Below are 26,214 nucleotides of genomic sequence, written 5' to 3'. Positions count from 1 at the left end.
CCGCATGTCAGGCTGCCCCTGCGGGCAGGAGCTTTTCGCACAGCAGGTCTGCCAAACCGTGCACGGTCGTGATTCCGGTGGCCGAGATCCGGATGCCCGTTTCGTTCTCGATGCGGGTGCGTAGTTCGAGCGCTCCCAGCGAGTCCATGCCGTACTCGGAAAGGGGGCGGTCCGGATCGACACTGCGGCGCAGGATCACGCTCACCTGATCGGAGATCACGTGTCGCAGCTTGGCGGCCCACTCGTCAGGCGGCAGATCGTCGAGTTCGGCGCGTAACTTGCTGGTGCCCGTAGCGCTTTGGCCGGTCGATCGGAATGCCTCGGCGAAGGGGCTGCGTTCGGCGAACACGGACAACCACGGCGTACCTGTGATCGGCGCGTATCCGGTGTAGGCGCGGTCGTGACGCAGCAGTGCTTCGAACGCATACGCGCCCTCGTCGGGAGCGATGGCGATTCCGGCGCCTTCGGCCAGGGCCGTGCCGCGGCCGATCTGCCCCCAGGCTCCCCATGCGATGGCCGTGCCCGGCAACCCCTGGGAGCGGCGCCACAGGCTGAAAGCATCCAGCCAACTGTTGGCGGCAGCGTAGGCGCCCTGCCCGGGAGAGCCGACCAGCGCGGCTGCCGACGAGAATGAACAGAACCAGTCCAAAGGCTGGTCCGCGGTGGCGGTGTGCAGGTTCCAGGCGCCATAAACCTTTGGCGCCCAGTCTCGCTCGATGAGTTCGTCGGTGATGTTGGTCAGTGCGGCGTCCTCGATCACGCCTGCCGCGTGTAACACGCCGCGGACTGCAAGCCCGTCGGCGGTCGCCACGGCCACCAACCGTTCTGCGGTGCCGGACTCGGCGATGTCGCCGCACTCGACGAGTACGTCGACGCCGGTCGCGCGGATACGCTCGAGGATCTCCAATGCCCGGGCGCTCGGCTGCGTGCGTGAGGACAGCACAATTCGTCCACATCCGCTGGCCGCCATCTTCTCGGCGATGAACAGCCCCAGCCCGCCGAGGCCACCGGTGACGATGTACGCGCCGTCGGGCCGGAACACCCGCACCTGGGACGGCGGAACCACAAGCCGACTCGAACCGGTGTGTGGAATGTCCAGCACGAGCTTGCCGGTGTGCTGCGCGCCGCTCATCATCCGAATCGCGGTGGCGGCGTCTGCAAGTGGGAAATGGGTGACCTCGGGCCTCGGCAGATCACCCTCGGCGGTCAACAGATACACCGTTTCCAGCAACTCCCGGAGCCGATCCGGGTGGCTGACGGACATCAGCGCCAGATCGACGGCGTAGAACGACAGGTTGCGCCGGAAGGGGAAGAGCCCCAACCGGGTGTCACCGTAGATGTCGCGCTTGCCGATCTCCACGAATCGCCCACCGAATGCCAGCAATTCGAGGCCCGCCCGCTGGGCGGCACCGGTCACCGAATTCAGCACGATGTCGACGCCGTATCCGTCGGTGTCCTGGCGGATGTGATCGGCGAACTCCAAAGTCCGTGAGTCGTAGACATGTTCGACGCCCATGTCGCGCAGAAGTTGTCTGCGCTGCTCGCTGCCGGCGGTGGCGAAGATCTCCGCCCCGGCGGCGCGGGCGATGGCCATCGCCGCCTGTCCGACACCGCCTGTCGCGGAGTGGATCAGCACCTTGTCGCCTGACTTGATTCGGGCCATGTCGTTCAGCCCGTAGTAGGCGGTGGCGGTCGCAATGGTCAGTGCGGCCGCCTCGGCGTCCGTCAGGCCCGCCGGCAACGTGGCGGCCAGGCGTGCGTCGCAGGTGACGAACGTGCCCCAGCAGCCGTCGGCGCACAGACCTCCGACCCGATCGCCGACCTTGTGGTCGGTGACGTCGGGCCCGACCGCGGTAACCACTCCTGCGAAGTCGATACCGAGTTGGGGTAGATGCCCGTCGAACGCGGGGTAGCGACCGAATGCGACGAGCACGTCGGCGAAGTTGATGCTGGACGCGCTGACCGCGACCTCTATCTGCCCCGATCCCGGGGGAACATGCTCGCAGGCAACAAGTTCCATCGACTCCAGGTCACCCGGAGTGCGGATCTGCAGCCGCATCCGGTCGCGTTCGAGATGTGCAACGGTGGTCTGCCGCTCCTCGGGACGCAACGGGGCGAGGCACAACCGTGCGGTATACCACCGACCATTGCGCCACGCGGTTTCGTCCTCATCGGATCCGCTGAGCAGTTGCTGTGCCAACTGCTCCACGCCGGTGGCCTCGTCAACATCGATCTGGGTGGCGGTCAGGTGCGGATGTTCGGTGCCGATGACCCGGATAAGGCCCCGTAGCTCGGCCTGGTCCAGATTGGCCACGTCGCCGGCCACCACCGTCTGGGCGTTGCGGGTCACGACGTACAGGCGAGGTAGTTCTCCGCTCATCTCCGGTAGTTCGCGGGCGATGTGCACCATATGACGCAGGTACTCGCGACCCAGCAATGGCGACTGGTCGTTGTGGTCCCCGTTGTTCGGCGACGTCAGGACAACCACGGCGGTGAATCGGCCGGCCCGCAAATGGTTGCCGAGCTGTGCGCAGGTCAGTGTGTCGTCGGCTTGGTTGGGCCAACTCATCGTGGTGCACTGTGCGCCGCGGTCTTTCAGGATGCTGCTCAACGTGTCGGTAGCCGCGTCGGGGCCGTCCGGGGCGCTGATGAGCAGCCAGGATCCGGCTTCGGCGTATTCGACCTCCGGCAGGTCGCGCTGTTGCCACTCGACCGTCAGCAGCCGCTCGCTGAAAACCTGATCGTCGTGTCCGCTGCCGGAGGCGCCGGTGCCAAGGCGAAGCCCCTGCACGGTCAGCAGGACTGTGCCGTCCTTGTCGAGCACATCGATGTCGGCCTCGATACCGGTTGCGTCGGCCTTGATCAATCGCGTGTAGCAGTAGTGCGCGTTGCGGGCCGAGCTGTAGGCGCGTAGCCGCCGCACGCCCAGCGGCAATCCCAGCACGTCGCCGCCGAGCGCCTGAACGTCGGGATGTGCCTCGACCGATTGGAAGCAGGCATCCAGAAGTGCCGGGTGCACGCCGTACGCGTCCTGCTGGGAGCGGATCGAGCGGGGGAGGGCAACCTCGGCGAGGACCGTGCGGGCTTCCGTCTCGCCGGTACGCACGGTGACCAGACCGGTGAACGCCGGACCGTACTGAATGCCGTGCAGGCCCACGCGATTACGCACCTCTGCGCCGTCCTCGTCGCAGGGATGGGCGGTAACGACCGCCGACATGTCGTACGCAGGGGGTTGCTCGTCCGCTGCCGCGTGCAGGACCGCGGTTGCGTGCCGAGCTTGCTGGCCCTCCTCATCGGTCTCGACGGTGAAGGCGGCCACGCCGGGTGATGACACCGAGGCGGAGGCTCCGACCACTGTCTGTTCGTCCAGGAGCAGTGCCTGCTCGAACCGGATGTCGCGGACTTCGGAAGTCTCTCCCAGCACGGCCTGCGCCGCAGCCAGCGCCATCTCGCAGTACGCCGCACCCGGAAGTACTGCAACAGTGCGTATTTGGTGATCTGCGAGCCATGGCTGGGCGGCAGTGCCGACGTCGGCCTGCCACACGTAGCGTTCCGGTTCCTCGTGCAGCCGCACGTTGGCGCCCAGCAGCGGGTGAACTGCGATGGTGCAACCGCCGTGGGTCGGGTGTTCCTGACCGCCGCCGCTGAGCCACAGCCGGCGGTGCGTCCAGCTAGGCAGTGGCGCATCCACCAGCCGGCCGTCGGGGCACAGGACAGAGAAATCGACCGCAGCACCTGCACTGTGCAGATCGACGAGGAGCCCGCGCAGCCCATCCGGCATCTCTTGCTGTCTGCGCATCGCGGCCAGGGCGGCCAGCGGCGTCTCGCGGCCGCTTGCGGTCTGCTCGAGCGCTCGGGTGAGCAGCGGATGTGGCGAAAGCTCGGCGAACACGCGATAGCCGTCCTCCAGCGCGGCTTGTACGGCGGAGGCGAAGCGCACCATCCGGCGCATGTTGGTCACCCAGTAGTCGGCATCGCACACCGGCTGCTCGCGTGGATCGAACAGGGTCGCCGAATAGAACGGAATCTCCGGTGTCATGGGTTTGAGGTCTGCAAGGGCCTCGGCCAGGTCTCCGACGATGGGCTCGACCTGCGGTGAGTGGAAGGCCACATCGACGGGAACCTCGCGAGCCATCACCCCACGTAGTTCCCAATCCGCCACGAGATCGCGCACCATCTGTGTGGTGCCTGCGATCACGGTGGACTGTGGCGAAGCCACCACCGCCACCACGACATCGTTGATACCGCGGCCGGTCAGCTCCGAAAGTACCTGCTTGGCAGGCAATTCCACTGCGGCCGTGGCGCCCTTTCCGGAGATTCGGGACATCAGCCGGGACCGGCGGCAGATGAGCCGCAGCCCGTCCTCCAACGACAGTGCCCCGGCGACGACCGCTGCCGCGGCCTCACCCAGGGAGTGGCCGATGACGGCTCCGGGCCGCACCCCGTGCCCCTTCATGGTGGCGGCCATGGCGACCTGCATGGTGAACAACGTCGGTTGCAACCGGTCCTGACCGTTGACGACCTCCGGGGCCGACATCGCCTCGGTCACCGAGAATCCTGACTCGGCAGCAATGACCGGCTCGGCCTGCGCCACCGTGGCGGCGAACACCGGTTCGGTCGCCAAGAGCTCGGCGCCCATGCCCGCCCACTGCGAACCCTGACCGGAGAACACCCAGACCGGGCCGCGGTCGTCGCGACCGACCGCGGCTTGGTAGGGAGTGTCGCCGTCGGCGACCTCGCGTAACGCGGCGATGAGATCAGGTCGGCTGTTCGCGCTGACGGCGGTGCGCACCGGCCTGTGCACGCGTCGGCGGGCCAGGGTGTAGGAGAGATCCGGTAGGGCGACATCCTCGTGTGTCTGTAGCCAGTCGGCCAGCCGGCCGGCCGTGTGACGCAGCTCGTCGGCCGAGGTGGACGACAGCGGGAACAGCATCGGAACCGGCGAAGCCGGAAGCGCGGAGTCTGCAGCTGCGGGTTGAGGCGCCGGGACCGGCGCCTGCTCCAAGACGGCGTGCACATTGGTCCCCGACAATCCATACGATGACACCGCCGCCCGCCGGGGATGATGCCCGTTGGTGCACCACGGTGTTGTCGCCTGGGGCACAAAGAGATTGGTCTGGATTTCGGCGAGCTTGTCGGGAAGCCGGGTGAAGTGCAGGTTCTGTGGCACCACGCCGTGCTGTATCGCGAGGACCGTCTTCATCAGACCGATGGCCCCGGAGGCGGCCTGGGCATGCCCCATGTTGGTCTTCACCGACGCGAGCGCACAGGGGCCGTCGACGCCGTACACCTTGGCCAGGCTGGAGTATTCGATCGGGTCGCCCACCGGCGTGCCGGTGCCGTGTGCCTCGACCATGCCGACCGTGCCGGGATCCACGCCCGCCGCGGTCAACGCCGCTCGGTACACGGCGGTCTGTGCGGCATCCGACGGCGTCGCGATGTTCACGGTATGACCGTCCTGGTTGGCGGCCGTGCCGCGGATGACGGCGAGGATCCGGTCGCCATCACGCACGGCGTCCGGCAACCGCTTGAGCAACACCATGACGCAGCCTTCGCCTCCTACGAATCCGTCGGCTGCGGCATCGAAGGCATGGCAGCGTCCGGTCGCCGAGAGCATTCCCTCCGCCGAACCCGAAGCGAACTTGCGCGGGTCCAACGCCAAGGTGGCGCCGCCGGCCAACGCGAAATCGCTTTCGCCCTCGTGCAGGCTGCGGCAGGCCAGGTGTATCGCGGTCAGGCCGGACGAACACGCCGTGTCCACCGTGAGCGCAGGCCCGTGGACGCCGAGGGCGTAAGCGATCCGGCCGGACGCCAGGCTGAAGTTGTTGCCGCTGAAGCCGTATGCCGCTTCCAAGGACTGAGCGTCGGCGGCCAGCATCTGGTAGTCGGCGTGCGTCAGTCCGACGAACACGCCGGTCGGCGAGTCCGACAAGGCTTCCCGCGTGAGGCCCGCGTGCTCCATGGCCTCCCAGGAGGTTTCCAGCAACAATCGGTGCTGGGGATCGAGTGCGGCACTCTCGCGTTCGTTGATACCGAAGAAGTCGGCATCGAAGCCGGCGACGTCGTCGAGGAAGGCGCCCCACTTGGACACCGACCGACCAGGCACCCCCGGCTCCGGGTCGTAGTACTCGTCGGCGTCCCAACGGTCGGGCGGGACTTCGGTGACAAAGTCATCGCCCCGAATCAGGGCCTCCCACAAGAGTTCGGGGGAGTCGATGCCACCGGGAAGCCGGCAGGACATGCCGATGACGGCAATGGGAGTGACCGGCGTGACGCGCGGCCGGGGTGTATCGGTGCCGGTATCCGCACCCGGACGTTCCCCGCTCACGATCTCGGATGCGGTCAATTGCCCCTCCTCCCGGCAGGCCTTTCCGCGGTTCGGCCGCTGTCAGGCTCGATACCCTGTATTCGTCCGCTGAGCCACAGAATTAGGCCGCCAGTGTCGTGCGGCCATTAGTGGCTCAGCGGCCGTCGAGGGCGGTCACAATCATTAACAGTATGTTCGCTGCGGAATGCTGTCTCAGAATCTGATCAATCCACAGGTGAGATAGGAACGATCGCAAGCACTTCGCGGCAGTTTCGGGGCATCGGCCATGACAGTCAAGATCAGAGGCCATCGAAGCGGGCGCAGCATTGTTCGTTCGCGGTTGCGAGGCGGATGGTAATGACCTCGGTGTGATTCATAAGGTCATTGAATTGGAATTTGCTGATGGTTCCGGATATGCAGTCATGATTACCGCGATACCCTGACCTCCGTGGGAGAGGCATCCATTTTGACGCTGCTGCGGGAACGTGCCGGCCTGCAGGGCGACGACAACGCGGCGACATTTATTGACTACGAAAATAATTGGGAGGGCTCGGCAACGAGCCTGACGTACTCGCAGCTGTATCGGCGCGCGTGTGGCGTCGCGCGAGAACTCGGCAGCCTCGGCTCGCCGGGTGATCGTGCACTCATCCTTGCGCCGCAGGGGCTGGATTACATCGTCGCCTTCTTCGGCGCGATGCAGGCGGGGCGAATCGCCGTTCCGCTGGCGGTTCCGCTCGGTGGCGTCAGCGATGAGCGGGTCAGCTCGGTGCTGCAGGACGCGGCGCCGACGGTCATTCTCACCACCTCGGCGGTCGCCGGCGTAGTGGCCGAGTATGTGAGATCGGATTCCGCATCGGCTCCGGCGATCGTCGAGGTCGACACGTTGGATTTCAGTGCCCCGGCACGCAGTGGGTTGCAGAGCGAAAGTGTCACGGACACGGCCTATTTGCAGTACACATCCGGGTCGACTCGCCGGCCCGCCGGGGTGATGATGTCGCACCGGAACCTGCTGGCCAACTACGAACAGTTGACGTCGGGCTACTTCGCGGAATTCAACAATGTCATCCCGGAAGGCTCCACCATCGTCTCGTGGCTGCCCTTCTATCACGACATGGGCTTGTATCTGGGAGTATGCGCACCGGTGCTCGCCGGGGTCCCGGCCGTGCTGATGAGTCCGGTGGCGTTCCTGCAACGGCCCGCCCGGTGGATGCAGATGCTGGCCACGAACGGTCGCACCTACACCGCCGCACCGAACTTCGCGTTCGAACTGGCGGTGCGCAAGACGTCGGACGATGACATGGCCGGCCTCGACCTGTCGAGTGTGCTCGCCATCATCACCGGCAGCGAACGAGTGCACCCGGCGACGCTTGAGCGCTTCACCCAGCGCTTCTCCCGGCTGAATCTGGGCGCGTCGGTGATACGGCCGTCTTACGGTCTCGCCGAAGCCACGGTGTACGTCGCGACCCGCGAATCTGGGGAACCGCCGGCGATCGTGCGCTTCGAATCGGAGTCGCTGACCGCGGGCACCGCGCGGCGCTGCCGCAACGGCGCAGGTACACCGCTGGTCAGCTACGGCATCCCGGTCTCGCCGACGATCCGGATCGTCGATTCCGAGACGAATACCGAGTGTCCGCCCGGCACCGTAGGGGAGATCTGGGTGCACGGGGACAACGTCGCAAGCGGCTACTGGCACAGACCGCAGGAGTCCGAATCAACCTTCGGTGCCAGCCTCGTCGCTCCGTCGGCAGGCACGCCCGAGGGGCCGTGGTTGCGCACCGGGGACTCAGGATTCATGTTCGACGGCGAGCTGTTCGTCATCGGTCGCATCAAGGACCTGCTGATCGTCTACGGGCGTAACCACTCTCCCGACGACATCGAGGCGACGATCCAGGAGATCAGCCGGAGCCGGTGTGCGGCCATTGCGGTGCCGGACGGCCATACCGAGAAGCTCGTCGTCATCATCGAAGTCAGGAAGCGGGCCGAGTCGCCCGAGACGCCCGCGGACCAGCTTTCCGCGGTCAAGCGTGAAGTGACCTCGGCGATCTTCAACACGCACAGCCTGGGTGTCGCGGATCTGGTTCTGGTGCCGCCTGGTTCGATTCCGATCACGACGAGCGGCAAGGTCCGGCGTGCGGCGTGCGTCGATCAGTACCGGCAGGGCGAGTTCGCCCGCCTGGACGCATAGCAACCTGTGCGGGCGGGTGGGAAGTGAACCTGGCCTACGAAGACCGTGGAGACGGTGAGCCTGTTCTGTTCATCGCCGGGCAGGGCGGCGTCGGACGCACCTGGGATCTCTATCAGGTTCCGGCATTTCGCGCCGCCGGCTACCGGGTCATCACGTTCGACAACAGGGGTGTCGGCGCTACGGCGGATGCCGACGGCTTCACGTCGGCAACGATGGTGGCCGACACGGCGCAGTTGCTCGAGCGACTCGAAATCGCACCGGTCCGGGTGGTGGCGGTCTCGATGGGCTCATATATCGCACAGGAACTGATGCTGTCCCGGCCCGGGTTGGTGAGCCAGGCCGCTCTCATGGCCACCCGGGGGCGCCACGATCTGACGCGCGAGTTCTTCCGTACCGCCGAACGTGACCTCGCCAGGGCCGATGTCCAGTTGCCCGCCACATATGAGGCGAAACTGCGCCTACTGGAGAACTTTTCACCGAAGACCTTGAACAACGAGGCTGCCGTCCGGGACTGGATCGACACTTTCACCAGGTGGCCCGCGAAGCTGACACCGGGGGTCCGCGCTCAGTATGGCGTGGCCCCGCAGAACGACCGCCGGGCCGCCTACCGGACGATCACCACACCGGTTCTCGTGATCGGATTCGCCGATGACCTGGTGATGCCGCCGCATCTCGGAGCGGAGGTGGCGGATGCGCTGCCGCACGGGCGCTATCTCGAGATCGCTGACGCCGGGCACCTCGGCTTTCTGGAACGGCCAAATGCGGTGAACTCGGCAATCTTGAATTTCTTTGCAAAGTCAAACAATGGTAATTCCGCGCCGTGAGAACCGTTAGCCGCGTTAAATTCCGTTCCGCGTCGGAGACCACGCAAAATGCATTACGATCCCGTATCACCTTGGGAATGGGCAGATATGGGAGGTCACCTGAATGCTCTACTGGTCAGGTTCGGATTGTCCTGCTCGATGTGCCGCGTGTATGCCGTGATCCCTCCTCACGGCCGGTCTGGGATGCGCACCGCATTCGAGTTGCCGGCATCGCATGGGGGGCGGAATATGTGCATCGCTGGTTCCCGCGACATGGATTGCCCGGGCTAGGCCACGGATTCAGGGGGTTCGTGCTTTGGGGGTTTTGAAGCGGTTATGGATTCCGCTACTGGTATTGGTCGTCCTCGGTGCCGGAGGCTTCACCGTCATGCGGTTGCACGGCGTGTTCGGCTCCCAGACCCGCCCCGCGTACGCCGACACCGAGCTCGAGAAACGTAAGCCGTACGACCCCAAACAACTGGTGTACGAGGTGTTCGGGCCGCCTGGGACGGTGGCCAACATCAGTTATTTCGACGTCGATGCAGAGCCGCGGTTTGTCGAAGGGGCGAGCCTGCCATGGTCGTTGAAGTTCCCGATGACCGAGGCCACGGCCATGGTCAACGTCATTGCGCAGGGCGACAGCAACAGAATCGGCTGCCGCATCATCGTGGATGACGAGGTCAAGTCGGAAAAGGTGGAGACCGGGGAAAGCGCGTTCACCTATTGCCTTCTGAAGGCAGCATGAGTAACCAGGCAACCACCGCCAAGCCGCCGTTCATCGCGCGGATGATCCGCCTGCTGGCGGTGCCGATCATCATCGGCTGGTTGGTGATCGCCTATGTCCTGAGCGCGGTCGTCCCCCCGCTGGAGCAGGTGGAGAAAGAGCACTCCGTATCACTGATCCCCAACGATGCGCCTTCGTTCGAGGCGATCCAGCGTATGGGTGTGAACTTCGGCGAAGCGACGTCGAACAGCGTGGCGATCATCGTCCTGGAGGGTGACCAACCCCTCGGTGACGAGGCACACCGGTATTACAACGATTTGGTCCGTCAGCTGAAGGCGGACCCGGCGCATGTGCAGCACGTGCAGGATTTCTGGGGGGATCCGCTCACCGCAGGCGCAGCGGAAAGCGCCGACAACAAGGCTGTGTACGTCCAGATGGGGCTGGCGGGTGACCTGGGCCAAGCACTGTCGAACGAGTCCCTGGAAGCAGTCCGGGGCATCGTCGACCGGAGTTCGCCACCCCCGGGCGTCAAAGCCTATGTCACCGGTCCGGCGGCGATAGTCGCCGATCTGAGCGCGAGCGGCAACCGAACCGTCCTACTGGTGACGGGCCTGAGCCTCGCGGTCATCCTGGCGATGCTCCTGTTCTTCTTCCGCTCGATCTTCACGGCGGTGATCCTGCTTCTCCTGGTGGGAATCCAATTACAGGTGGCGCGAGGGGTCGTCGCGCTCCTCGGCGATCAGGGCTTCATCGGCCTGTCCACCTATGCCGTCAATCTTCTGGTGACCCTCGGTATCGCGGCGGGCACCGACTACGGCATCTTTTTCGTCGGGCGCTATCAAGAGGCACGTCAGGCGGCTGAAGATCGGGAAACCGCCTTCTACACCACGTATCGCAGCGTCGGCAAGGTGGTGCTGGCATCGGGATTGACCATCGCCGGCGCGGTCTTCTGCCTCAGCTTCACCCGCCTGCCCTACTTCCGGACCCTGGGTATCCCGTGCGCCCTGGGCATGGTGGTGGCGGTTGCGGTGGCACTGACGCTGATCCCGGCCGTCCTGGCGCTGGGCAGCCGATTCAAATTGTTCGAACCCAAACGCAAGATCAGCGTCCGTCGGTGGCGCCGGATCGGCACGGCGATCGTTCGCTGGCCCGCACCAATCCTCGTGGCGGCCTGTGCTGTATCGCTGATCGGCCTGTTGGCACTGCCTGCGTACCAGCCCGGCTACAACGACCAGCAGTATCTGCCCAAAGACATTCCTGCCAATGCCGGGTACGACGCTGCCGCACGGCATTTCACTCAGTCGCTGATGGCGTCGCCCGACGTGTTGTTGGTCGAGGCCGACCACGATATGCGTAACCCGGCGGACTTCCTGATTCTGAACAAGCTCGCCAAAGGTGTGCTGTCCGTTCCCGGGGTTTCCCGGGTGCAGTCGGCGACCCGGCCCGAGGGGATTCCCCTCAAGCACACCACGATTCCGTTCATCATCAGTGCCTCGAACGCGGGCCAGCTGCAGCTTCTGCCGTTTCAGAAGGCCCGGATGAATGATCTGCTCACCCAGGCCGACGAAATCTCGAAAACCATCGCCGTGATGCAGCGCATGTTCGAGTTGATGCAGCAACTCGCTGTCGCGACCAACAACGTGGTCAGCAAGACGCACGACCTGGAAGACGTCACGCTCGAGTTGCGGGACCACATGGCGGACTTCGATGACTTCTGGCGGCCGGTCCGCAACTACCTGTACTGGGAACCGCACTGCTACAACATCCCGCTGTGCTGGTCGATAAAGTCCCTTTTCGAGGCGCTTGACGGTGTCGACAAGCTCACCGTGACAATGCATCGGCTGATCGGAAACCTCGATCAACTCAATCTGTTGCTGCCGCAGATGATCGCCCAGTTCCCAGCCATGATCGCGACAATGCAGAGCACGCGGACCATGATGCTGTCGATGCGCAGCACCATGGCAGGAATCCTCGCGCAGATGGATGAGATGTCCGATGGTGCAACCGCTATGGGTAGAGCCTTCGACGACGCCCAGAACGACGATTCCTTCTACATCCCTCCCGCTGTTTTCAAGAACGCCGACTTCAAGCGGGTCATGGACGTGTTCTTGTCGCCGGACGGGAAAACCGCGCGCCTGCTGATCTCCCAGCGAGGAGATCCCGCGACACCCGAAGGCATTGCGCGGGTCAATCCGATCAGGACGGCGGCAGAGGAGGCCCTCAAGGGAACGCCATTGGAAAACGCCAGGCTGTACCTCACCGGCAGCTCGGCGATGGCGAAAGATCAGGTGGACGGGTCGACCTATGACCTGATGATCGCCGGAATAGCCGCGCTGTGCCTGATCTTCATCATCATGCTCATCATGATCAGGAGCCTGGTCGCGGCCATGGTCATCGTGGGGACCGTCGCCCTGTCGCTCGGGGCGGCGTTCGGGCTTTCGGTGCTCATCTGGCAGCACATTCTCGGAATCCAGTTGAACTGGATCGTGCTCGCCATCGCCCTGATCATTCTTCTGGCGGTCGGTTCCGACTACAACCTGCTGCTGGTGTCCCGGATGAAGGAGGAAATCAGCGCGGGTATCAACACCGGCATCATCCGCGCCATGGCCGGCAGCGGAAAGGTGGTGACGGCAGCGGGTCTGGTGTTCGCCTCGACGATGTTCGCGCTGTTGGCCAGCGATGTGCGCACCATCGGTCAGGTCGGTTCCACGATCGGCATCGGCCTCCTGTTCGACACCCTGATCGTGCGCGCACTCATGACGCCGTCCATCGCCGCCCTGCTGGGCCGGTGGTTCTGGTGGCCGCTGCACGTTCGCCAGAGGCCCGCCAGCGCGCTGCTGCGGCCCACCGGCCCTCGCCCACTGGTCCGTTCGCTGTTGCTGAAACCCGACGAACGCTGACCGCGGTGAACGACCGTCCACCGTTCATTGCGCGGATGATCCACCGCCTGGCGGTGCCGATCATCCTCGGCTGGCTCGTGATCGTCGCGTTACTGACTTTCGCCGTCCCCTCGCTCGAACATGTGGGACGGCAGTATTCGGTCTCGCTGGTTCCCCAAGACGCCCCGTCGTTCCAGGCGGCGCAGCGCATGGGCAGGAGCTTCGGCGAATCCGATTCCGACAGTGTGGCAATGATCGTCCTGGAGAGCGACCAACCTCTCGGGGATGAAGCGCACCGCTATTACAGCGATCTGATCCGGCAGTTGAACGCCGACACCCGTCATGTGCAGCACGTGCAGGATTACTGGGGTGATCCGCTCACGGCGCCCGCAGTCCAGAGCGCCGACGACAAAGCTGTCTATGTTCAGCTGAATCTGGCTGGTAACCAAGGCGAATCGCTGGCGAACGAGTCCGTGGAAGCAGTCCGGGGAATCGTGGATCGGACGCCGCCGCCCCCCGGGCTGAAGGCCTACGTCACGGGCCCCGCGCCGTTGGTTTCGGACATGAACCACGCCGGAGACAAGTCCATCATCAAGATCACCGTGGTGTCGCTCGTGGTGATCTTGACGATGCTGCTCCTCGTCTACCGTTCGATCGTCACCGCGGTGCTGCTTCTGCTGATGGTCGGGATACAGGTTCAGGCTGCCCGTGGAGTGGTCGCGCTGCTCGGTGAACATCAGGTCATCGGGCTGTCGACATTCGCGGTCAACTTGCTGGTATCGCTGGGGATCGCGGTAGGAACCGACTACGGCATATTTTTCCTCGGGCGCTATCAGGAGGCGCGTCAGGCGGGTGAGGACCGGGACACCGCTTTCTACACCACGTATCGAAGTGTGGCCAAGGTGGTTCTGGGTTCCGGTATGACCATCGCCGGGGCGATCTTCTGTCTGAGTTTCGCTCGACTGCCGTATTTCCAGACGATGGGCGTTCCCACTGCCGTGGCAATGGTCGTCGCGGTCGCGGTCGCGCTGACGCTTGTTCCGGCCGCGCTAGTGGTCGGCGGTCGGTTCGGGCTGTTCGAGCCCAAGCGCAAGATCATCGTCCGGCGGTGGCGGCGGTTGGCGACGGCGATCGTCCGATGGCCGGCACCCATCCTCGTCACGGCCAGTGTCATCGCGCTCATCGGTTTGTTGGCGCTACCGGCCTATCAGACCAGCTACAACGACCGCCTTTATGTGCCTGCCGACATTCCCGGCAATGTCGGATATGCGGCTGCCGAGAGGCACTTTCCGCAGTCCCGCATGACTCCCGACGTCCTCATGCTCGAGTCCGACCACGATATGCGTACCCCGGCAGACCTACTGATATTGAACAAGGTGGCCAAGGCGATCTTCGCCGTGCCGGGCATATCCCGGGTGCAGGCGATAACTCGGCCCGAGGGCAACCCCATCGATCGGACCTCGATACCGTTCCTGCTCAGCTTGCAGAATGCCAATCAGGAACAGGTCATGCCGTTCCAGAAGAATCGCATGAAGGACCTGTTGAAGCAGGCCGACGATATGACCACGATGATCAATATCACGCAGCGGATTTACGGTGTGGGCCTGAAAATGATCAACACGACTCATCTGATGACGCAGGACACGCGTGAATTGGCGGAAGTCACCGATGAGTTGCGCGACCATATTGCTGATTTCGACGATTTCTTCCGGCCCATTCGCAACTATTTCTACTGGGAGCCGCACTGCTTCGATATTCCGTTCTGCTGGTCGACAAGATCACTGTTCGACGCACTCGACGGCGTCGATGCGGTTTCCGAGGGAGTATTCGAGCTCAGCAAGGAGACCGATCGGCTCGATGTGCTCATGCCCCAGATGATCGCCCAGTTCCCGAAGATGATCGACAGCATGAAGGCAATGCGGGCCGCCATCCTCACCATGCACAGCACCATGGCGGGTTCGATCGCCATGATGGACGAGGTGAGCGAGGACGCCACCGCGATGGGTCAGGCGTTCGACGCGGCGCGAAACGATGACTCGTTCTACCTTCCGCCCGAAGTTCTGGAGAACAAGGACTTCAAACGGGCGATGAATCTGTTCTTCTCCCCGGATGGGAAGTCGGTCCGTTTCATCATTTCGCACCGCGGGGATCCCGCGACGCCCGAAGGCATTGCGCGGGTCGACGCGGTGCACAGGGCGGCCGAAGAGGCGCTCAAATTGACTCCCCTGGAGAGCGCCAAGATCTACCTGACCGGTACCGCCCCGACGTTCAAGGACATGCGTGACGGATCGACATACGATCTGTTGATCGCGGGGGTTGCCGCGCTCTGCCTGATCTTTGTCATCATGCTGATGGTCACGCGAAGCCTGATCGCCGCCCTGGTCATCGTCGGCACCGTGGCGCTGTCACTCGGCGCGGCGTTCGGACTGTCAGTGCTCATCTGGCAGCACATCCTCGGCATAAATCTGCATTGGCTCGTGCTCGCGATGTCGGTGATCGTTCTCCTTGCCGTCGGTTCCGACTACAACCTCCTGCTGGTGTCCCGGATGAAGGAGGAGATCGGGGCGGGGATCAACACCGGCATCATCCGGGCCATGGGCGGCAGCGGAAAGGTCGTAACCGCCGCGGGTCTGGTGTTCGCGTTCACCATGATGTCGATGGTCGCAAGCGATCTGCGCATCATCGGCCAGGTGGGTTCCACGATCGGTATCGGTCTGCTGTTGGACACTCTCGTTGTCCGCGCCCTCATGACGCCGTCCATCGCCGCGCTGCTGGGTCGCTGGTTCTGGTGGCCGCAACAGGTCCGCCAGCGGCCGGCCAGCATGCTGTTGCGCGACACGGCTCCTCGGACGGTGGTCCGGTCCCTGCTGTTGCGTCCAGACGAGCCCTGACGCTCGCGCGTCGGCCGCAAACCGCTTTCCAGGGCAAAAACCTGCCCCGGATCCAGCGCAGCAAATTGCGAAAACCCGGAAGTGATCATGCTTTGCGCGTTAGAGTCCGAAAATCGGGGGAGGAGGTCTACACATCATGAAGCAATCGTCGGTCAAACTGGCTGTCGCAGTGGGCGGTCTGGCGGTGTTGTTGACCGCCGGCGCGGGTGTCGCATCCGCGGACCCCAGACTGGACTCGGCCGTCAACACCACCTGTAGCTATCCACAGGTGATGGGGGCCCTGAACGCGCAGAGCCCCATGGCCGGGGCGTCGCCCGCCGTCCAGGACGTGCTGCGTCAGTTCCTGGGCTCCGGGCGGGATCAACGACAACGCATGGCCGAGGGGATCGCCGCTCAACCGGCCAACCAGCCGTACCTCGGGTTGCTGCAGGCGGTTTTCGACACCTGTAACAACTTCTGAGCGCAGCGCCGTCAGTACGTCGGCTTGGTTCCGCCGAGCTGTTTGGTCAGCGCGTCGGCCGTGGCCACCAGCGCACGCGCCCGATCGCTGATCTCCTTGTCCGTCAATGCCGTTCCGATGTGCAGTGAGACCGCCATGACCTGGCGCTGGTAGTGGTCGAACACCGGCGCGGAGATCACGCTGATGTCATGTGGCTTTCGGCCGGCCGGTCCCTCGTCACGCAGATACACCCGCTCGCCGATATCGGACACCAACTCACTCAGCAGCGCACGCAGTTCGTCGGGCAGATTGGTCGACATCCCCGCCATCAGTGCATAGAGCCTGCGGCCTCCGGGGGTCAGTCGTTCCACCAGATACCCGTCGGCACGGCAGCTTTCGATCACCCGGTGCAAACGGGCGGACTCGGTGCGCAGCGGAATGGTCGGGACCTTGGCCAGCCAGGCGCGCAGCGCGTCGTCGTCCCACAGGACGAACATCAGTCCTACCGGTGGTGCGAACGGATAGCTCTGCCCGACCCTCACCCCGGGATCCCGGCCCGGTGGACCGATCAGCTCCAGCACAGTGATCCGGTCGTCGACGACGGCGGTCAGTCCCGCTGAGGTGTCGAAAGCGGCTGACAGCGCGCGCAATTCCGCCCGTGCCGCCGGGTTGACGCGCATCGACTCCTGGGCCATCTGGCCGAGTGAGATGAGCGCCGGGCCGAGGCGGTACGACTTGTCCCGGCTGTTGTCCCCCGTTTCGCACACCAGATAGCCGGATTCGGTGAGCGTGCTCAGGATCCCCAGGCAGGTCGGCTTGCTCAGTCCGACCCGGCGGGTGAGCTCGGAGAGCCCGAACCGCTCCTGCGGATGGCGAGACAGGAAATCCAGAATGGCCACCACCCGGGCCGTGGGTGGTGAAGCACGGCCGGCCGATTCGGCATCTGACATCCGTCCTCCTGGCGGCAATCGGGCGTTGACTCGAATTGGAACGCGTTCTAGTGTCAGGTAGGAAACTCTACCACTGTGGTCCAATATTGGACCAAGAGAGCAGATGCTGATGTACTCACAACCACTGGTCGAGGCCATAGCCGAAGCTGAACGCCTGGTGACCGAGGCCGCCTTCATCGAATCCGAGGCCGATCTCCTCGAGGGCCTGCAATACCTGGCCGGGTGTATCGCGGCCTGCACCCACGTCGCGTTCGACTACGACCGCGACCATCCGTTCCTGCACAGCGGCACCGGGCCGTTCACCAAGATGGGTCTGGACAACCCTGACACCATGTACTTCGGCACTCGGGTCCAGCCCGGCCACGAGTACGTGGTCACCGGACGCCGTGGCACCACCACAGACGTGAGCTTCCAGCTCCTCGGCGGTGAGTACACCGACGACAACGTGCCCGACAGTGAAACCGCGTTCGACGATCGAAAGCTCGACATCGCCGCCGACGGCACCTTCGAGTGGCGGTTCACCCCGGCTACGCCGTCGCAACTGGTGATCCGCGAGGTGTACAACGACTGGGCGGCCCAGCGCGGGTCTTTCGCGATCGCGCGCACCGACACCGCGGGGACGGCCCCGGCACCGCTGACCAAGGAACTGATCGAGAAGCGTTACGCCACTGCGGGCAAGCAACTCGTGCAGCGCGTCAAGACCTGGCTGCAGTTCCCGAAGTGGTTCTACGACAACCTGCCCGTCAACACGCTGACCGCGCCGCGGTTGACGCCGGGCGGACTGGCCACCCAGTATTCATCGGTCGGACACTACGACCTGTCGCCCGATCAGGCGATCGTCATCACCCTTCCGGTCAGCGACGCACCCTACCTCGGCTTCCAGCTGGGCAGCCTCTGGTACATCTCGCTGGACTACATCAACCACCAGACCTCGCTGAACGGCACACAGGCCCAGGTCGATCCGGATGGCAAGATCCGCATCGTCGTGTCCGACGCCAATCCTGGCGTCACCAACTGGTGCGAGACGCTCGGGCATACCAAGGGTTACCTGCAGTTCCGGTGGCAGCGGGTGTCGCGCGAGCTCACCGAAGCCGACGGCCCGAGCATCGAGATCGTCGACGTCGACCAGATCGCCTCGGTGTTGCCCCACTACGACTCCAACAAGATCTCAGAACAAGACTGGCGCGAGCGAATCGCACTGCGTCAAAAGCAAATCGGCGAAAGGATGGTGGGTTAGCGCATGGCTCTCCTGGAGAACAAGGTTGTCGTCATCAGCGGTGTCGGGCCGGCATTGGGTACCACGCTGGCGCGACGGTGTGCCGAGGCGGGCGCTGATCTGGTGCTGGCCGCACGCACCGTGGAGCGGCTCGACGAGGTGGCCAAGCAGGTGACCGACCTCGGCCGTCGTGCGATCTCGGTCGGAACCGACATCACCGACGAGGCCCAGGTGAACAACCTCGTCGACGCCTCGATCGAGGCATACGGCAAGGTCGACGTCCTGATCAACAACGCGTTCCGGGTGCCGTCGATGAAACCCTTCGCCAACACCACTTTCGAGCACATGCGCGACGCCATCGAGCTCACGGTGTTCGGTGCGCTGCGGATGGTGCAGGCCTTCACCCCGGCCCTGGCCCAGAGCAAGGGTTCCGTCGTCAACGTGAACTCCATGGTGGTCCGGCACTCGCAGGCCAAGTACGGTGCCTACAAGATGGCCAAGTCGGCGCTGCTGGCCATGTCGCAGACCCTGGCAACCGAGCTCGGCGACCAGGGCATCCGGGTGAACTCCGTTCTGCCCGGCTATATCTGGGGCGGCACGCTGGAGAGCTACTTCGCCCATCAGGCCGGCAAGCACGGCACCACCGTCGAGGAGATCTACAAGGCGACGGCGGCCTCGTCCGACCTCAAGCGTCTGCCGACCGAGGACGAGGTGGCCTCGGCCATCCTGTTCATGGCCAGCGACCTGTCTAGCGGCATCACGGGTCAGGCACTTGATGTGAACTGCGGGGAGTACAAGGCATGAGTGCCCCGCGCACCGACGTCGGCACCATCGAGGATCTGCACGCTTCGGCGGTAAAGGCTTGCGGTCTGGAGGATTTCGGAACCGACGACGACAACTACCTGGAAGCGCTCGGGGTGCTGCTGGAGTCCTACCAGCGCGACGCGGATCTGACCGAGCTGGGTAGCAAGATGCAGCGCTTCTTCACCCGGAACGCGCTGGTGGCCCGTCTGGTGTCGGAAGCCGCGTTCAAGCAGTACCCGCAGCACGTCGACGTGCCGATCGAGCGGCCGATCTTCGTCACCGGCCTGCCGCGCACCGGGACCACGGTGATCCACCGGTTGCTGACCGCGGACCCGATGCACCAGGGGTTGGAGATGTGGCTGGCGGAGTTCCCGCAGCCGCGGCCGCCGCGGGAAACCTGGCCGGACAACCCGGTCTTCAGCGCGCTCGATGCCCGGTTCAAGAAGGCGCACGAAGAGAACCCGGATTACACGGGCCTGCACTACATGACCGCCGACGAGGTCGAGGAATGCTGGCAGCTGCTGCGCCAGTCGTTGCACTCGGTGTCCTACGAGACGCTGGCCCATGTACCTACCTACGCGCAGTGGCTGGCCCGTCAGGACTGGACCAAGCCGTATGCGCGGCACCGGAAGAACCTGCAGCTGATCGGTCTCAACGAGCCCGAGAAGCGTTGGGTGCTCAAGAACCCCAGCCACCTGTTCGCCCTCGACGCGCTGTTCGCGACCTATCCGGACGCACTGGTGGTCCAGTGCCACCGGCCGGCGGAGACCATCATGGCCTCGATGTGCTCGCTGGCGCAGCACACGACCGCAGGCTGGTCCAACACGTTCACCGGAAACGTGATCGGCGAAGACTCCATGGAAACCTGGTCGCGCGGGCTCGAGCTGTTCAATACCGAACGGGCCAAGCATGATCCGGCTCAGTTCTGCGACGTGGACTACTTCGAGTTCGTCGAGGATCCGATCGGTGCGGTCGAAGGAATCTACCGGACGTTCGGGCTGGACTTCACCGACGCCGCAAGGCAGGCGATGATCGACAGTCACAACGCCACCAAGCAGGGGCCCCGCGCACCGAAACACACCTACTCACTGGCCGACTACGGGTTGTCCGCTGAGACGGTCAAGGAGCGGTTCAAGGGGCTGTAGAGGCGGATCCCCGAGATGAAGGTCTATCTGGCACTCGACCCGCGTAAGCCGCTGACCGCCACCGCGGACTATGCGCGGCGGGCCGAGCGCCTTGGCTGTGACGGCGTGCACGTCGCCGAGACCGTGCACGACTCCCTCGCAGTCTCGCTGCTGGCTCTCGAGCACACGTCGCGCATCACCGTGCGTACCGCCGTGACCCTGGCATTCGTGCGCAGTCCCACGCTGACCGCGTACACGGCCTGGGATCTGTCGGTGCTCTCCGGCGGGCGGTTCGAGCTGGGTCTGGGCACGCAGATCAAGCAGAACATCCGGGACCGCTACGGCATGCCGTGGAGTGATCCGATCGCCCGGCTCAGGGACTACGTGGGCGCGCTGGATGCCCTGTTCGATGCGTTCCGAACCGGGGGCACAGTGCATTTCGAGAGTGACAACTACCGGCTGACCCGGATGCAGCCGTACTTCAACCCCGGCCCGAGCGACGCAGTGCGCCCGCCGATCTGGCTGGGTGCGGTAAATGCCGGAATGTGCGAACTCGCCGGCGGCGTCGCGCGCGGGATCGTCACGCACTCGACCAACTCGGACCCCGGCTACCTGCGTGACGTGGTGCGCCCGGCGTTGGCGCGGGGCGCCGAGACTTCGGGCCGGGCAGACGAACCGCTCGTCGTCGCGTCGACGGCGATCGCCACTGGCCGCACTGATGAGGCGGTGGCGGGAGAACGGGAACGGCAGCGCCGGATGCTGGCATTCCTGTATTCGACGCCCGCGTATGCGACCGGTCTGGCCCGGCGTGGCCTGGCTGACCTCCCGGACCGGCTGCGGTCGTTGGTGCGGACCGAGCTGTGGGACGAATTGCCTTCGGTGCTGACCGATTCCATTCTGGACGAGCTGTTGGTCTGCGGGCGTCATGACGAGATCCCCGCCAAGCTGAAGGCACGGTTCGGCGATGTCGCCGACGGTATCGTGCTGCCCCCGCTGGGCGACGGGGATGACGACGAGTCGTTGGGTGCCTGCGTGGGCGAACTGCAGAGGGCGAACTAGCCGGGCGGATCAGCCGTCGCCGGGCGAGGGCGCGGTGGACACCTCTTCCAGGCACCCTTCGGCGACGGCATGCCTGATGCTGTCGGTCAGCCGCGGACATGACCGCGCCCGGGCCGGATCTCCTCCGGTGGAACGGATCTCCTCGAATGTCGCACAGCGTCGCACCGCTTCGGAATTCCATTGCACCGAAGTGTGCTCTGCGCTGAGTTTTTTCACCTGCACCGCGACATGGCAGAACCTGCAGTCGACCGACACCAGGCCTGACGTCAGGTAGCGCTCGCGGTCGCGCGCGCTGGATTCGCGGACCGCGGCGGCGCGCTGCGGATCGGACGCGAAACTCGGTGCCTTGGCCCATGATCCGGGGGACGGACCCGTGGGGGTGCTGCCGGCGTGATGATCGTCATCGTCATGCGCGCCATGCAGAAGCAGCATCGAGCGGGCCAGGTCGTCGACGTCCGGCGCCTGGCTCCGCTCGTTGCGTGTCGTCATCAGCTGGACTGCGCTGTTTCTTTCTCGGCCGCCTTCTCCTCGGCCTGGATCTTCAGGTTCTCCTCGACCTCCACATGCCACTTCTCATTGGCCGCGGTGGTGTCGATCTCCATCTCGAAACGGTCGGTCATGTCGGGCGTGATGTCCGCTACGTCGACGTAGAACTGCTGGTACCAGCGGCGCATCTGGTAAACGGCGCCGTCCTCTTCGACCAGCAACGGGTTGTCGATGCGGGTCTTGTGCTTCCAGATCTCCACGTCCTGCAGGAAGCCCTGGCTGACACCGTCCGTCATCGCGTTGGCCAGCTTCTGGGTGGTCTTGTCGTCCATTCCCTTGGGCTTTTCGACGATGACGCCCCACTGCAACATGAAGGCGTCCTGGCTGACCGGGTAGTGGCAGTTGATCAGGATCGACTCGGCCTTGTAGCCGCTGTAGTTGTTGTGCAGCCAGTTGATCATGAAGGACGGCCCGAAGTAGGAGGCTTCGGAATCCAGGTGCGACTCGCCGTACTGGGTGCCCATGCCGCCGATGTCCTGGCGGCCCACGTTGTGCAGGTACTGCGAGGCGATGTGGCCCTCGAAGACGTTCTTGAAGTACGTCGGCAGACCGAAATGGATGTAGAAGAAGTGCGCCATGTCGGTGACGTTGTCGATGATCTCGCGGCAGTTACTGCCCTCGATCAACATCGAGTTCCACTGCCACTCGGTCCAGTCGTCGCTGGCTGCTTCAGGGATCTCCGGGATCCGGACCTCGGGCTGCGGTTCGTTGCCCTCGTGGTCGTGCCAGACGAACAACAGGCCGCCGCGCACGTCGGTGTGCCAGGCGCGGGTGCGGGCCAGCCGCGGGGTGCGCTTGGCGTAGGGGACCAGCTTGCACTTGCCGTCGCCGCCCCAGCGCCAGTCGTGGAACGGGCAGGCCACGGTGTCGCCCTTGATGGTTCCCTGCGACAGGTCGCCGCCCATGTGCCGGCAGTAGCCATCAAGAACTTTCAGGGACCCTTCCGAGTCCGCGAACACCACCAGCTTGGTGCCGAATATCTCGACAGAGTGCGGCTGACCGTCAAGGAAGTTCTTGACCGGTCCCAGGCAGTGCCAACCCCGCGCGTAGCGGTCTGGCAGGGCGCCGGTGTCGATCTCTCTGATGCCGGCATGTTCGGTAGTCACGGTGGGCCTCCCGTATCGGTGCTCTCTAACTAGAACACGTTACAGTTTTTTGAGGCCTCATGGCAATAATTGAGGCGTGACCTGCGGCATACCCGGTGTGAACGGGGGTTACTCCCGCTCCGGAAGGCCGATTCTCAACGCGATCTGTTGCATTCGGCCGACACTGGCGACGGTTTGGGGAGACACCGGATCGTCTGGGTTGCTGTCGAACTCCAGCCGCACCACGGCGCGCCCCTGGGTGTACATCAACAGCGTCACGGCCTTCTTGCCGTCGGGTGCGGTTCCCGAGATGACGGTGCCGTTCGAACCCACCGGCACCGGTTGCGGCTGGCCACCGGTCACCATGGTGCTCACCGCCGCGGAGGCCTGCTTGAGCGTTGCCACCGCGGTCTCCGCGTCCGGGTAGATCAGGATGGTGTCGGCGATCGCCCTGGTGTCGTCGGCGTTGACGAACAGTGCGCTGGCCCCGGACTGACCGTCGGGGTTGACGTTGCTGGACCGGGCCGTGAACGAGTCAGGTGGAATGCTGACATCCTCGGCCTGCAGCAGCAGATGGCTGTAGTCGGACGCCTGCGATTTCGGTGACTTCGGGGCGGCTGCCGATGTCGACGTGGACGGCGTGGCAACCCACGGCGTACTCGGCGATTCGCCGGCCGGGGAGCATGCGACGGCCGTGCCGACGATGGCCGCGGCAAGACCGATGGTGATCAAGAACCTGGGGTGATTGGTTGTCGTGAGCGACATAGTTACTGTTCAGGGTACGCGTCGCTGCGCCGGAGCCGGTTTCCTGCGGTATATGTGGACGATGCCGATGTATTCGTTCGAGGGGCGTGCCCCCGTGGTGGACCCAAGCGCATTTGTGGCCCCGACGGCAACATTGATCGGCAACGTGACGGTCGAGGCCGGTGCCTCGGTGTGGTTCAACACCGTGCTGCGAGGCGACTTCGCCCCCATCGTCATCCGCGAAGGGGCCAACGTCCAGGACGGTTCGGTGCTGCACGCGCCACCTGGGATCCCGGTCGACATCGGCCCGGGCGCGACGGTCGCCCACATGTGTGTCGTACACGGCGCACACGTCGGCGAGGAGGCGCTGATCGCCAACCACTGCACGGTGCTCGACGGGGCGGTGATCGGCCGGCGCAGCCTGATCGCCGCGCATTCCCTGGTGGTCGGGGGTACCAAGATTCCCGACGAGGTGTTGGTCACCGGTGCACCCGCGAAGATCCGGGGACCCATCGCGGGCACCGGCGCACAGACGTGGGTGCGGACCAATCCGGCGGCGTACCGGGAGCTGGCCCAGCGCTACCTGACGGGGCTCGCCGAGCTCTAGCTGTCGGGTGGATGCGTTTTGCGACGGTTGTGCGGGCCGCGTTTCTTTAAGGCCCTGTAGAAGAATGCGTTCACCGACCATGGCTGGTTGACCAGGTGATGGACCGTTTCTCTGTGCTTGGAAGCACTACAACACTGGTTATTTCAGGCGCGACGCGACCATCGTGGCGGAATGGTCGCCCTCAAGCGCGAGTACCTCGAGGCTCAGGTGGATGGCGGTGATCAGCGCCGGTGAACGCAACGATTCGCCGAACATCGACTCGACGCGTTTCACTCTGTGCCGCACGGTATTCGGGTGCACGTTGAGTGCCTTCGCCGTCGCTACGACATCGAGATCGTGGGCGAAGAACGCGCGAATGAACTCCAAGTAGCCGTCGTGCTGACCGAGCACGGCGAGCTGTTCGGCGGCCTTGGCTGCGGTGGTCTCGCGGTGTTGTCCGGTCAGGAGCCAATCCGCGATACCAACGTCCTCGAACTTGGTGTGGTGAAGGTTTCGGGTTTGCGCGGCCCGCAGCGCCCGCTGTGCGTTTCTAAGACGTTCGGGGCCGGTGCGTACATCCTGGAATGGTTCGGAGAAGCCGCAGACGGCACCTTCGGGTTGGTTGGCGATCCAGCCGTTGACGGCGGGCACATCCGCCGCGAGTACGCCGATCAGCTGATCGGCGAGCTGTGCGAACATCACGGGCAGGCGCATCAATCTCGCCAAATCGAGCGCGTCAGCCTCCAGTGCGTCAAGCGCGGTCGCGGCTCGCGTTACCCAGCGTCCGGCGTCGTAACCATCTGAGGGAGACATTGCGAACACACGCAGCTGGGGCCGGTGCCCGAACCGCAACGACTCCAAATGTCCTTCGGCACTGAATTGATCGATGATCTCACCGGCTACCAGCTCACGCACGAATGCCGCCTGGCGGGCACGGTTCTCCACCGCGGCCCGATAACGCGACCGTTCGATCGCGTTGAGCAGGCGGACGGAGACCTGGAGAATCGATCGGGCCAGAGCGTCGGGAACCTCGTGACGGGTCGAGGCGACCACAAGCCAGTGTGGTTCTCCTCCGGGCTCAATCGGGTCGGCTGTAACCGACCACTTACCGACGCTGAACCGTAGATGGTCGCTGCGTCCACGTAGTTGGGACCGCATCAGATGTGACGGTGCCTTGCCGGAGGACGCGACGACGTCGCCCAGCTCGTTGTACAGCAGTACGCTGCAACGCAATATCGCGGCCAGGCGGGATATCAGCTCCTGCTCGGGATCGGCGGCGCCTAGCGCGTCGAGTAGCTGATCCTGCATCTGCAACGCGCGCCGCAAGGAATGCGACTCAACTGAATGAGTCTGTTCCGCAACACGATCGATCACCGTCATGAATGCGACTTCGCGCGGCACGGTGAACACCGCGAAGTGATGACGGTTCGCCTCGTCCACCAATGCACGAGGCACCTCATCGGTGACAACCCCGAGTCCATACCCGAGCGCAGCGACGCCGGCCGAGACCAGCTCGCGCACCAGGCCGCGGAACGCCTGCGCTGCTTTTCCGCTCTTGGCCGCATCGCCGTAGAGCGAACCCGTCGTCAGCATCACTGTTCCCGGCTGCAGCCACTCTGACGGATGGGCGATCTCGATCGCATGCGCGCCCGACAGTGGTACGTGCGGATTGCAGTCGCTCACCAGGGCAAGGCCGAGCGACTGATCCAACAGCAGATCAACAAGACGGAAATCGTCTTTTTGCACAGGTTGCAGCAGTCTCACCCCGAACAGTCAAAAACTCCAAGATGAGTGTAGATGACAGTCACTTTCTCCAATTGGCTCTGGATTAGTGCAGCTCAATACTTGACCACACTTCACCAGAGGAGGCTT

Annotated in this window: 17 protein-coding genes; 11 read left to right on the top strand and 6 right to left on the bottom strand. The window is 64.4% G+C overall.

Features of this window, described 5'->3' with window-relative positions:
- Window positions 1-7 precede the first annotated feature (7 nt).
- Complete coding sequence (gene pks2 / locus EH231_RS19020; protein WP_241178188.1) at window positions 8-6,241, bottom strand: sulfolipid-1 biosynthesis phthioceranic/hydroxyphthioceranic acid synthase; 6,234 nt, start codon at window positions 6,239-6,241, stop codon at window positions 8-10.
- A gap of 514 nt (window positions 6,242-6,755) precedes the next feature.
- Here pks2 and EH231_RS19015 point away from each other — a divergent pair.
- The 6 genes from EH231_RS19015 to EH231_RS18990 all read left to right on the top strand — a co-directional run bounded on the left by EH231_RS19015 (window position 6,756) and on the right by EH231_RS18990 (window position 16,249).
- Entirely contained in the window at window positions 6,756-8,492 is a 1,737-nt protein-coding gene (locus EH231_RS19015; protein ID WP_090426334.1) for an AMP-binding protein, read from the top strand.
- Window positions 8,493-8,515: 23 nt separating this feature from the next.
- Window positions 8,516-9,316, top strand: coding sequence for an alpha/beta fold hydrolase (locus EH231_RS19010; RefSeq protein WP_124713071.1), 801 nt, complete (start codon window positions 8,516-8,518; stop codon window positions 9,314-9,316).
- Window positions 9,317-9,620: 304 nt separating this feature from the next.
- A complete protein-coding gene (locus EH231_RS19005) occupies window positions 9,621-10,040 on the top strand; it encodes an MmpS family transport accessory protein (RefSeq protein WP_090428648.1) in 420 nt (139 codons plus the stop codon).
- Window positions 10,037-12,919 (top strand): MMPL/RND family transporter, encoded by a 2,883-nt coding sequence (locus EH231_RS19000; RefSeq protein WP_090426339.1) that lies wholly within the window; start codon window positions 10,037-10,039, stop codon window positions 12,917-12,919. The genes EH231_RS19005 and EH231_RS19000 overlap by 4 nt, the downstream gene beginning before the upstream one ends.
- A gap of 35 nt (window positions 12,920-12,954) precedes the next feature.
- Entirely contained in the window at window positions 12,955-15,789 is a 2,835-nt protein-coding gene (locus EH231_RS18995) for an MMPL/RND family transporter (protein WP_090428651.1), read from the top strand.
- A 136-nt stretch (window positions 15,790-15,925) separates the two neighbouring features.
- Window positions 15,926-16,249: a hemophore-related protein gene (locus EH231_RS18990; RefSeq protein ID WP_090426341.1), complete on the top strand. Its 324-nt coding sequence runs from the start codon at window positions 15,926-15,928 to the stop codon at window positions 16,247-16,249.
- A gap of 11 nt (window positions 16,250-16,260) precedes the next feature.
- Here EH231_RS18990 and EH231_RS18985 read toward each other — a convergent pair whose 3' ends face one another.
- Window positions 16,261-17,178, bottom strand: coding sequence for an IclR family transcriptional regulator (locus EH231_RS18985; RefSeq protein WP_090426344.1), 918 nt, complete (start codon window positions 17,176-17,178; stop codon window positions 16,261-16,263).
- Between the two features lie 109 nt (window positions 17,179-17,287).
- On the opposite strand from EH231_RS18985, the gene EH231_RS18980 reads away from it, so the two are divergent.
- The 4 genes from EH231_RS18980 to EH231_RS18965 are packed head-to-tail and all read left to right on the top strand — an operon-like array spanning window position 17,288 to window position 21,381.
- Window positions 17,288-18,415 carry a hypothetical protein gene (locus tag EH231_RS18980; RefSeq protein WP_090428654.1) on the top strand — a complete coding sequence of 376 codons (1,128 nt, stop codon included), beginning with the start codon at window positions 17,288-17,290 and terminating at the stop codon, window positions 18,413-18,415.
- Window positions 18,416-18,418: 3 nt separating this feature from the next.
- Window positions 18,419-19,198 carry an SDR family oxidoreductase gene (locus EH231_RS18975; protein WP_124713070.1) on the top strand — a complete coding sequence of 260 codons (780 nt, stop codon included), beginning with the start codon at window positions 18,419-18,421 and terminating at the stop codon, window positions 19,196-19,198.
- The gene (locus EH231_RS18970) at window positions 19,195-20,343 is read left to right on the top strand and encodes a sulfotransferase family protein (RefSeq protein WP_124713069.1); all 1,149 of its coding nucleotides are present in this window, start codon (window positions 19,195-19,197) and stop codon (window positions 20,341-20,343) included. The genes EH231_RS18975 and EH231_RS18970 overlap by 4 nt, the downstream gene beginning before the upstream one ends.
- A gap of 15 nt (window positions 20,344-20,358) precedes the next feature.
- On the top strand, window positions 20,359-21,381 hold the full coding sequence (locus tag EH231_RS18965; RefSeq protein ID WP_124713068.1) for a TIGR03617 family F420-dependent LLM class oxidoreductase: 1,023 nt from the start codon (window positions 20,359-20,361) through the stop codon (window positions 21,379-21,381).
- A 9-nt stretch (window positions 21,382-21,390) separates the two neighbouring features.
- On the opposite strand, the gene EH231_RS18960 is transcribed toward EH231_RS18965, so the two are convergent.
- The 3 genes from EH231_RS18960 to EH231_RS18950 all read right to left on the bottom strand — a co-directional run bounded on the left by EH231_RS18960 (window position 21,391) and on the right by EH231_RS18950 (window position 23,777).
- Window positions 21,391-21,870 (bottom strand): hypothetical protein, encoded by a 480-nt coding sequence (locus EH231_RS18960; protein WP_090426354.1) that lies wholly within the window; start codon window positions 21,868-21,870, stop codon window positions 21,391-21,393.
- Entirely contained in the window at window positions 21,870-23,033 is a 1,164-nt protein-coding gene (locus tag EH231_RS18955; RefSeq protein WP_124713067.1) for a 3-ketosteroid-9-alpha-monooxygenase, oxygenase component, read from the bottom strand. The genes EH231_RS18960 and EH231_RS18955 overlap by 1 nt, the downstream gene beginning before the upstream one ends.
- A 108-nt stretch (window positions 23,034-23,141) precedes the next feature.
- Window positions 23,142-23,777, bottom strand: a complete 636-nt coding sequence (locus EH231_RS18950; RefSeq protein WP_090426360.1) for a hypothetical protein — start codon at window positions 23,775-23,777, stop codon at window positions 23,142-23,144.
- Window positions 23,778-23,838: 61 nt separating this feature from the next.
- On the opposite strand from EH231_RS18950, the gene EH231_RS18945 reads away from it, so the two are divergent.
- Window positions 23,839-24,363, top strand: coding sequence for a gamma carbonic anhydrase family protein (locus EH231_RS18945; protein WP_090428657.1), 525 nt, complete (start codon window positions 23,839-23,841; stop codon window positions 24,361-24,363).
- A gap of 138 nt (window positions 24,364-24,501) precedes the next feature.
- On the opposite strand, the gene EH231_RS18940 is transcribed toward EH231_RS18945, so the two are convergent.
- Window positions 24,502-26,088, bottom strand: a complete 1,587-nt coding sequence (locus tag EH231_RS18940; RefSeq protein WP_090426363.1) for a PucR family transcriptional regulator — start codon at window positions 26,086-26,088, stop codon at window positions 24,502-24,504.
- Window positions 26,089-26,214: the final 126 nt, after the last annotated feature.

This window comes from Mycolicibacterium nivoides (genome assembly GCF_003855255.1).
Classification (GTDB): domain Bacteria; phylum Actinomycetota; class Actinomycetes; order Mycobacteriales; family Mycobacteriaceae; genus Mycobacterium; species Mycobacterium nivoides.
The sequence above is the reverse complement of the archived record's forward strand: the minus strand, read 5'-3'. Positions and strand labels throughout refer to the sequence as shown.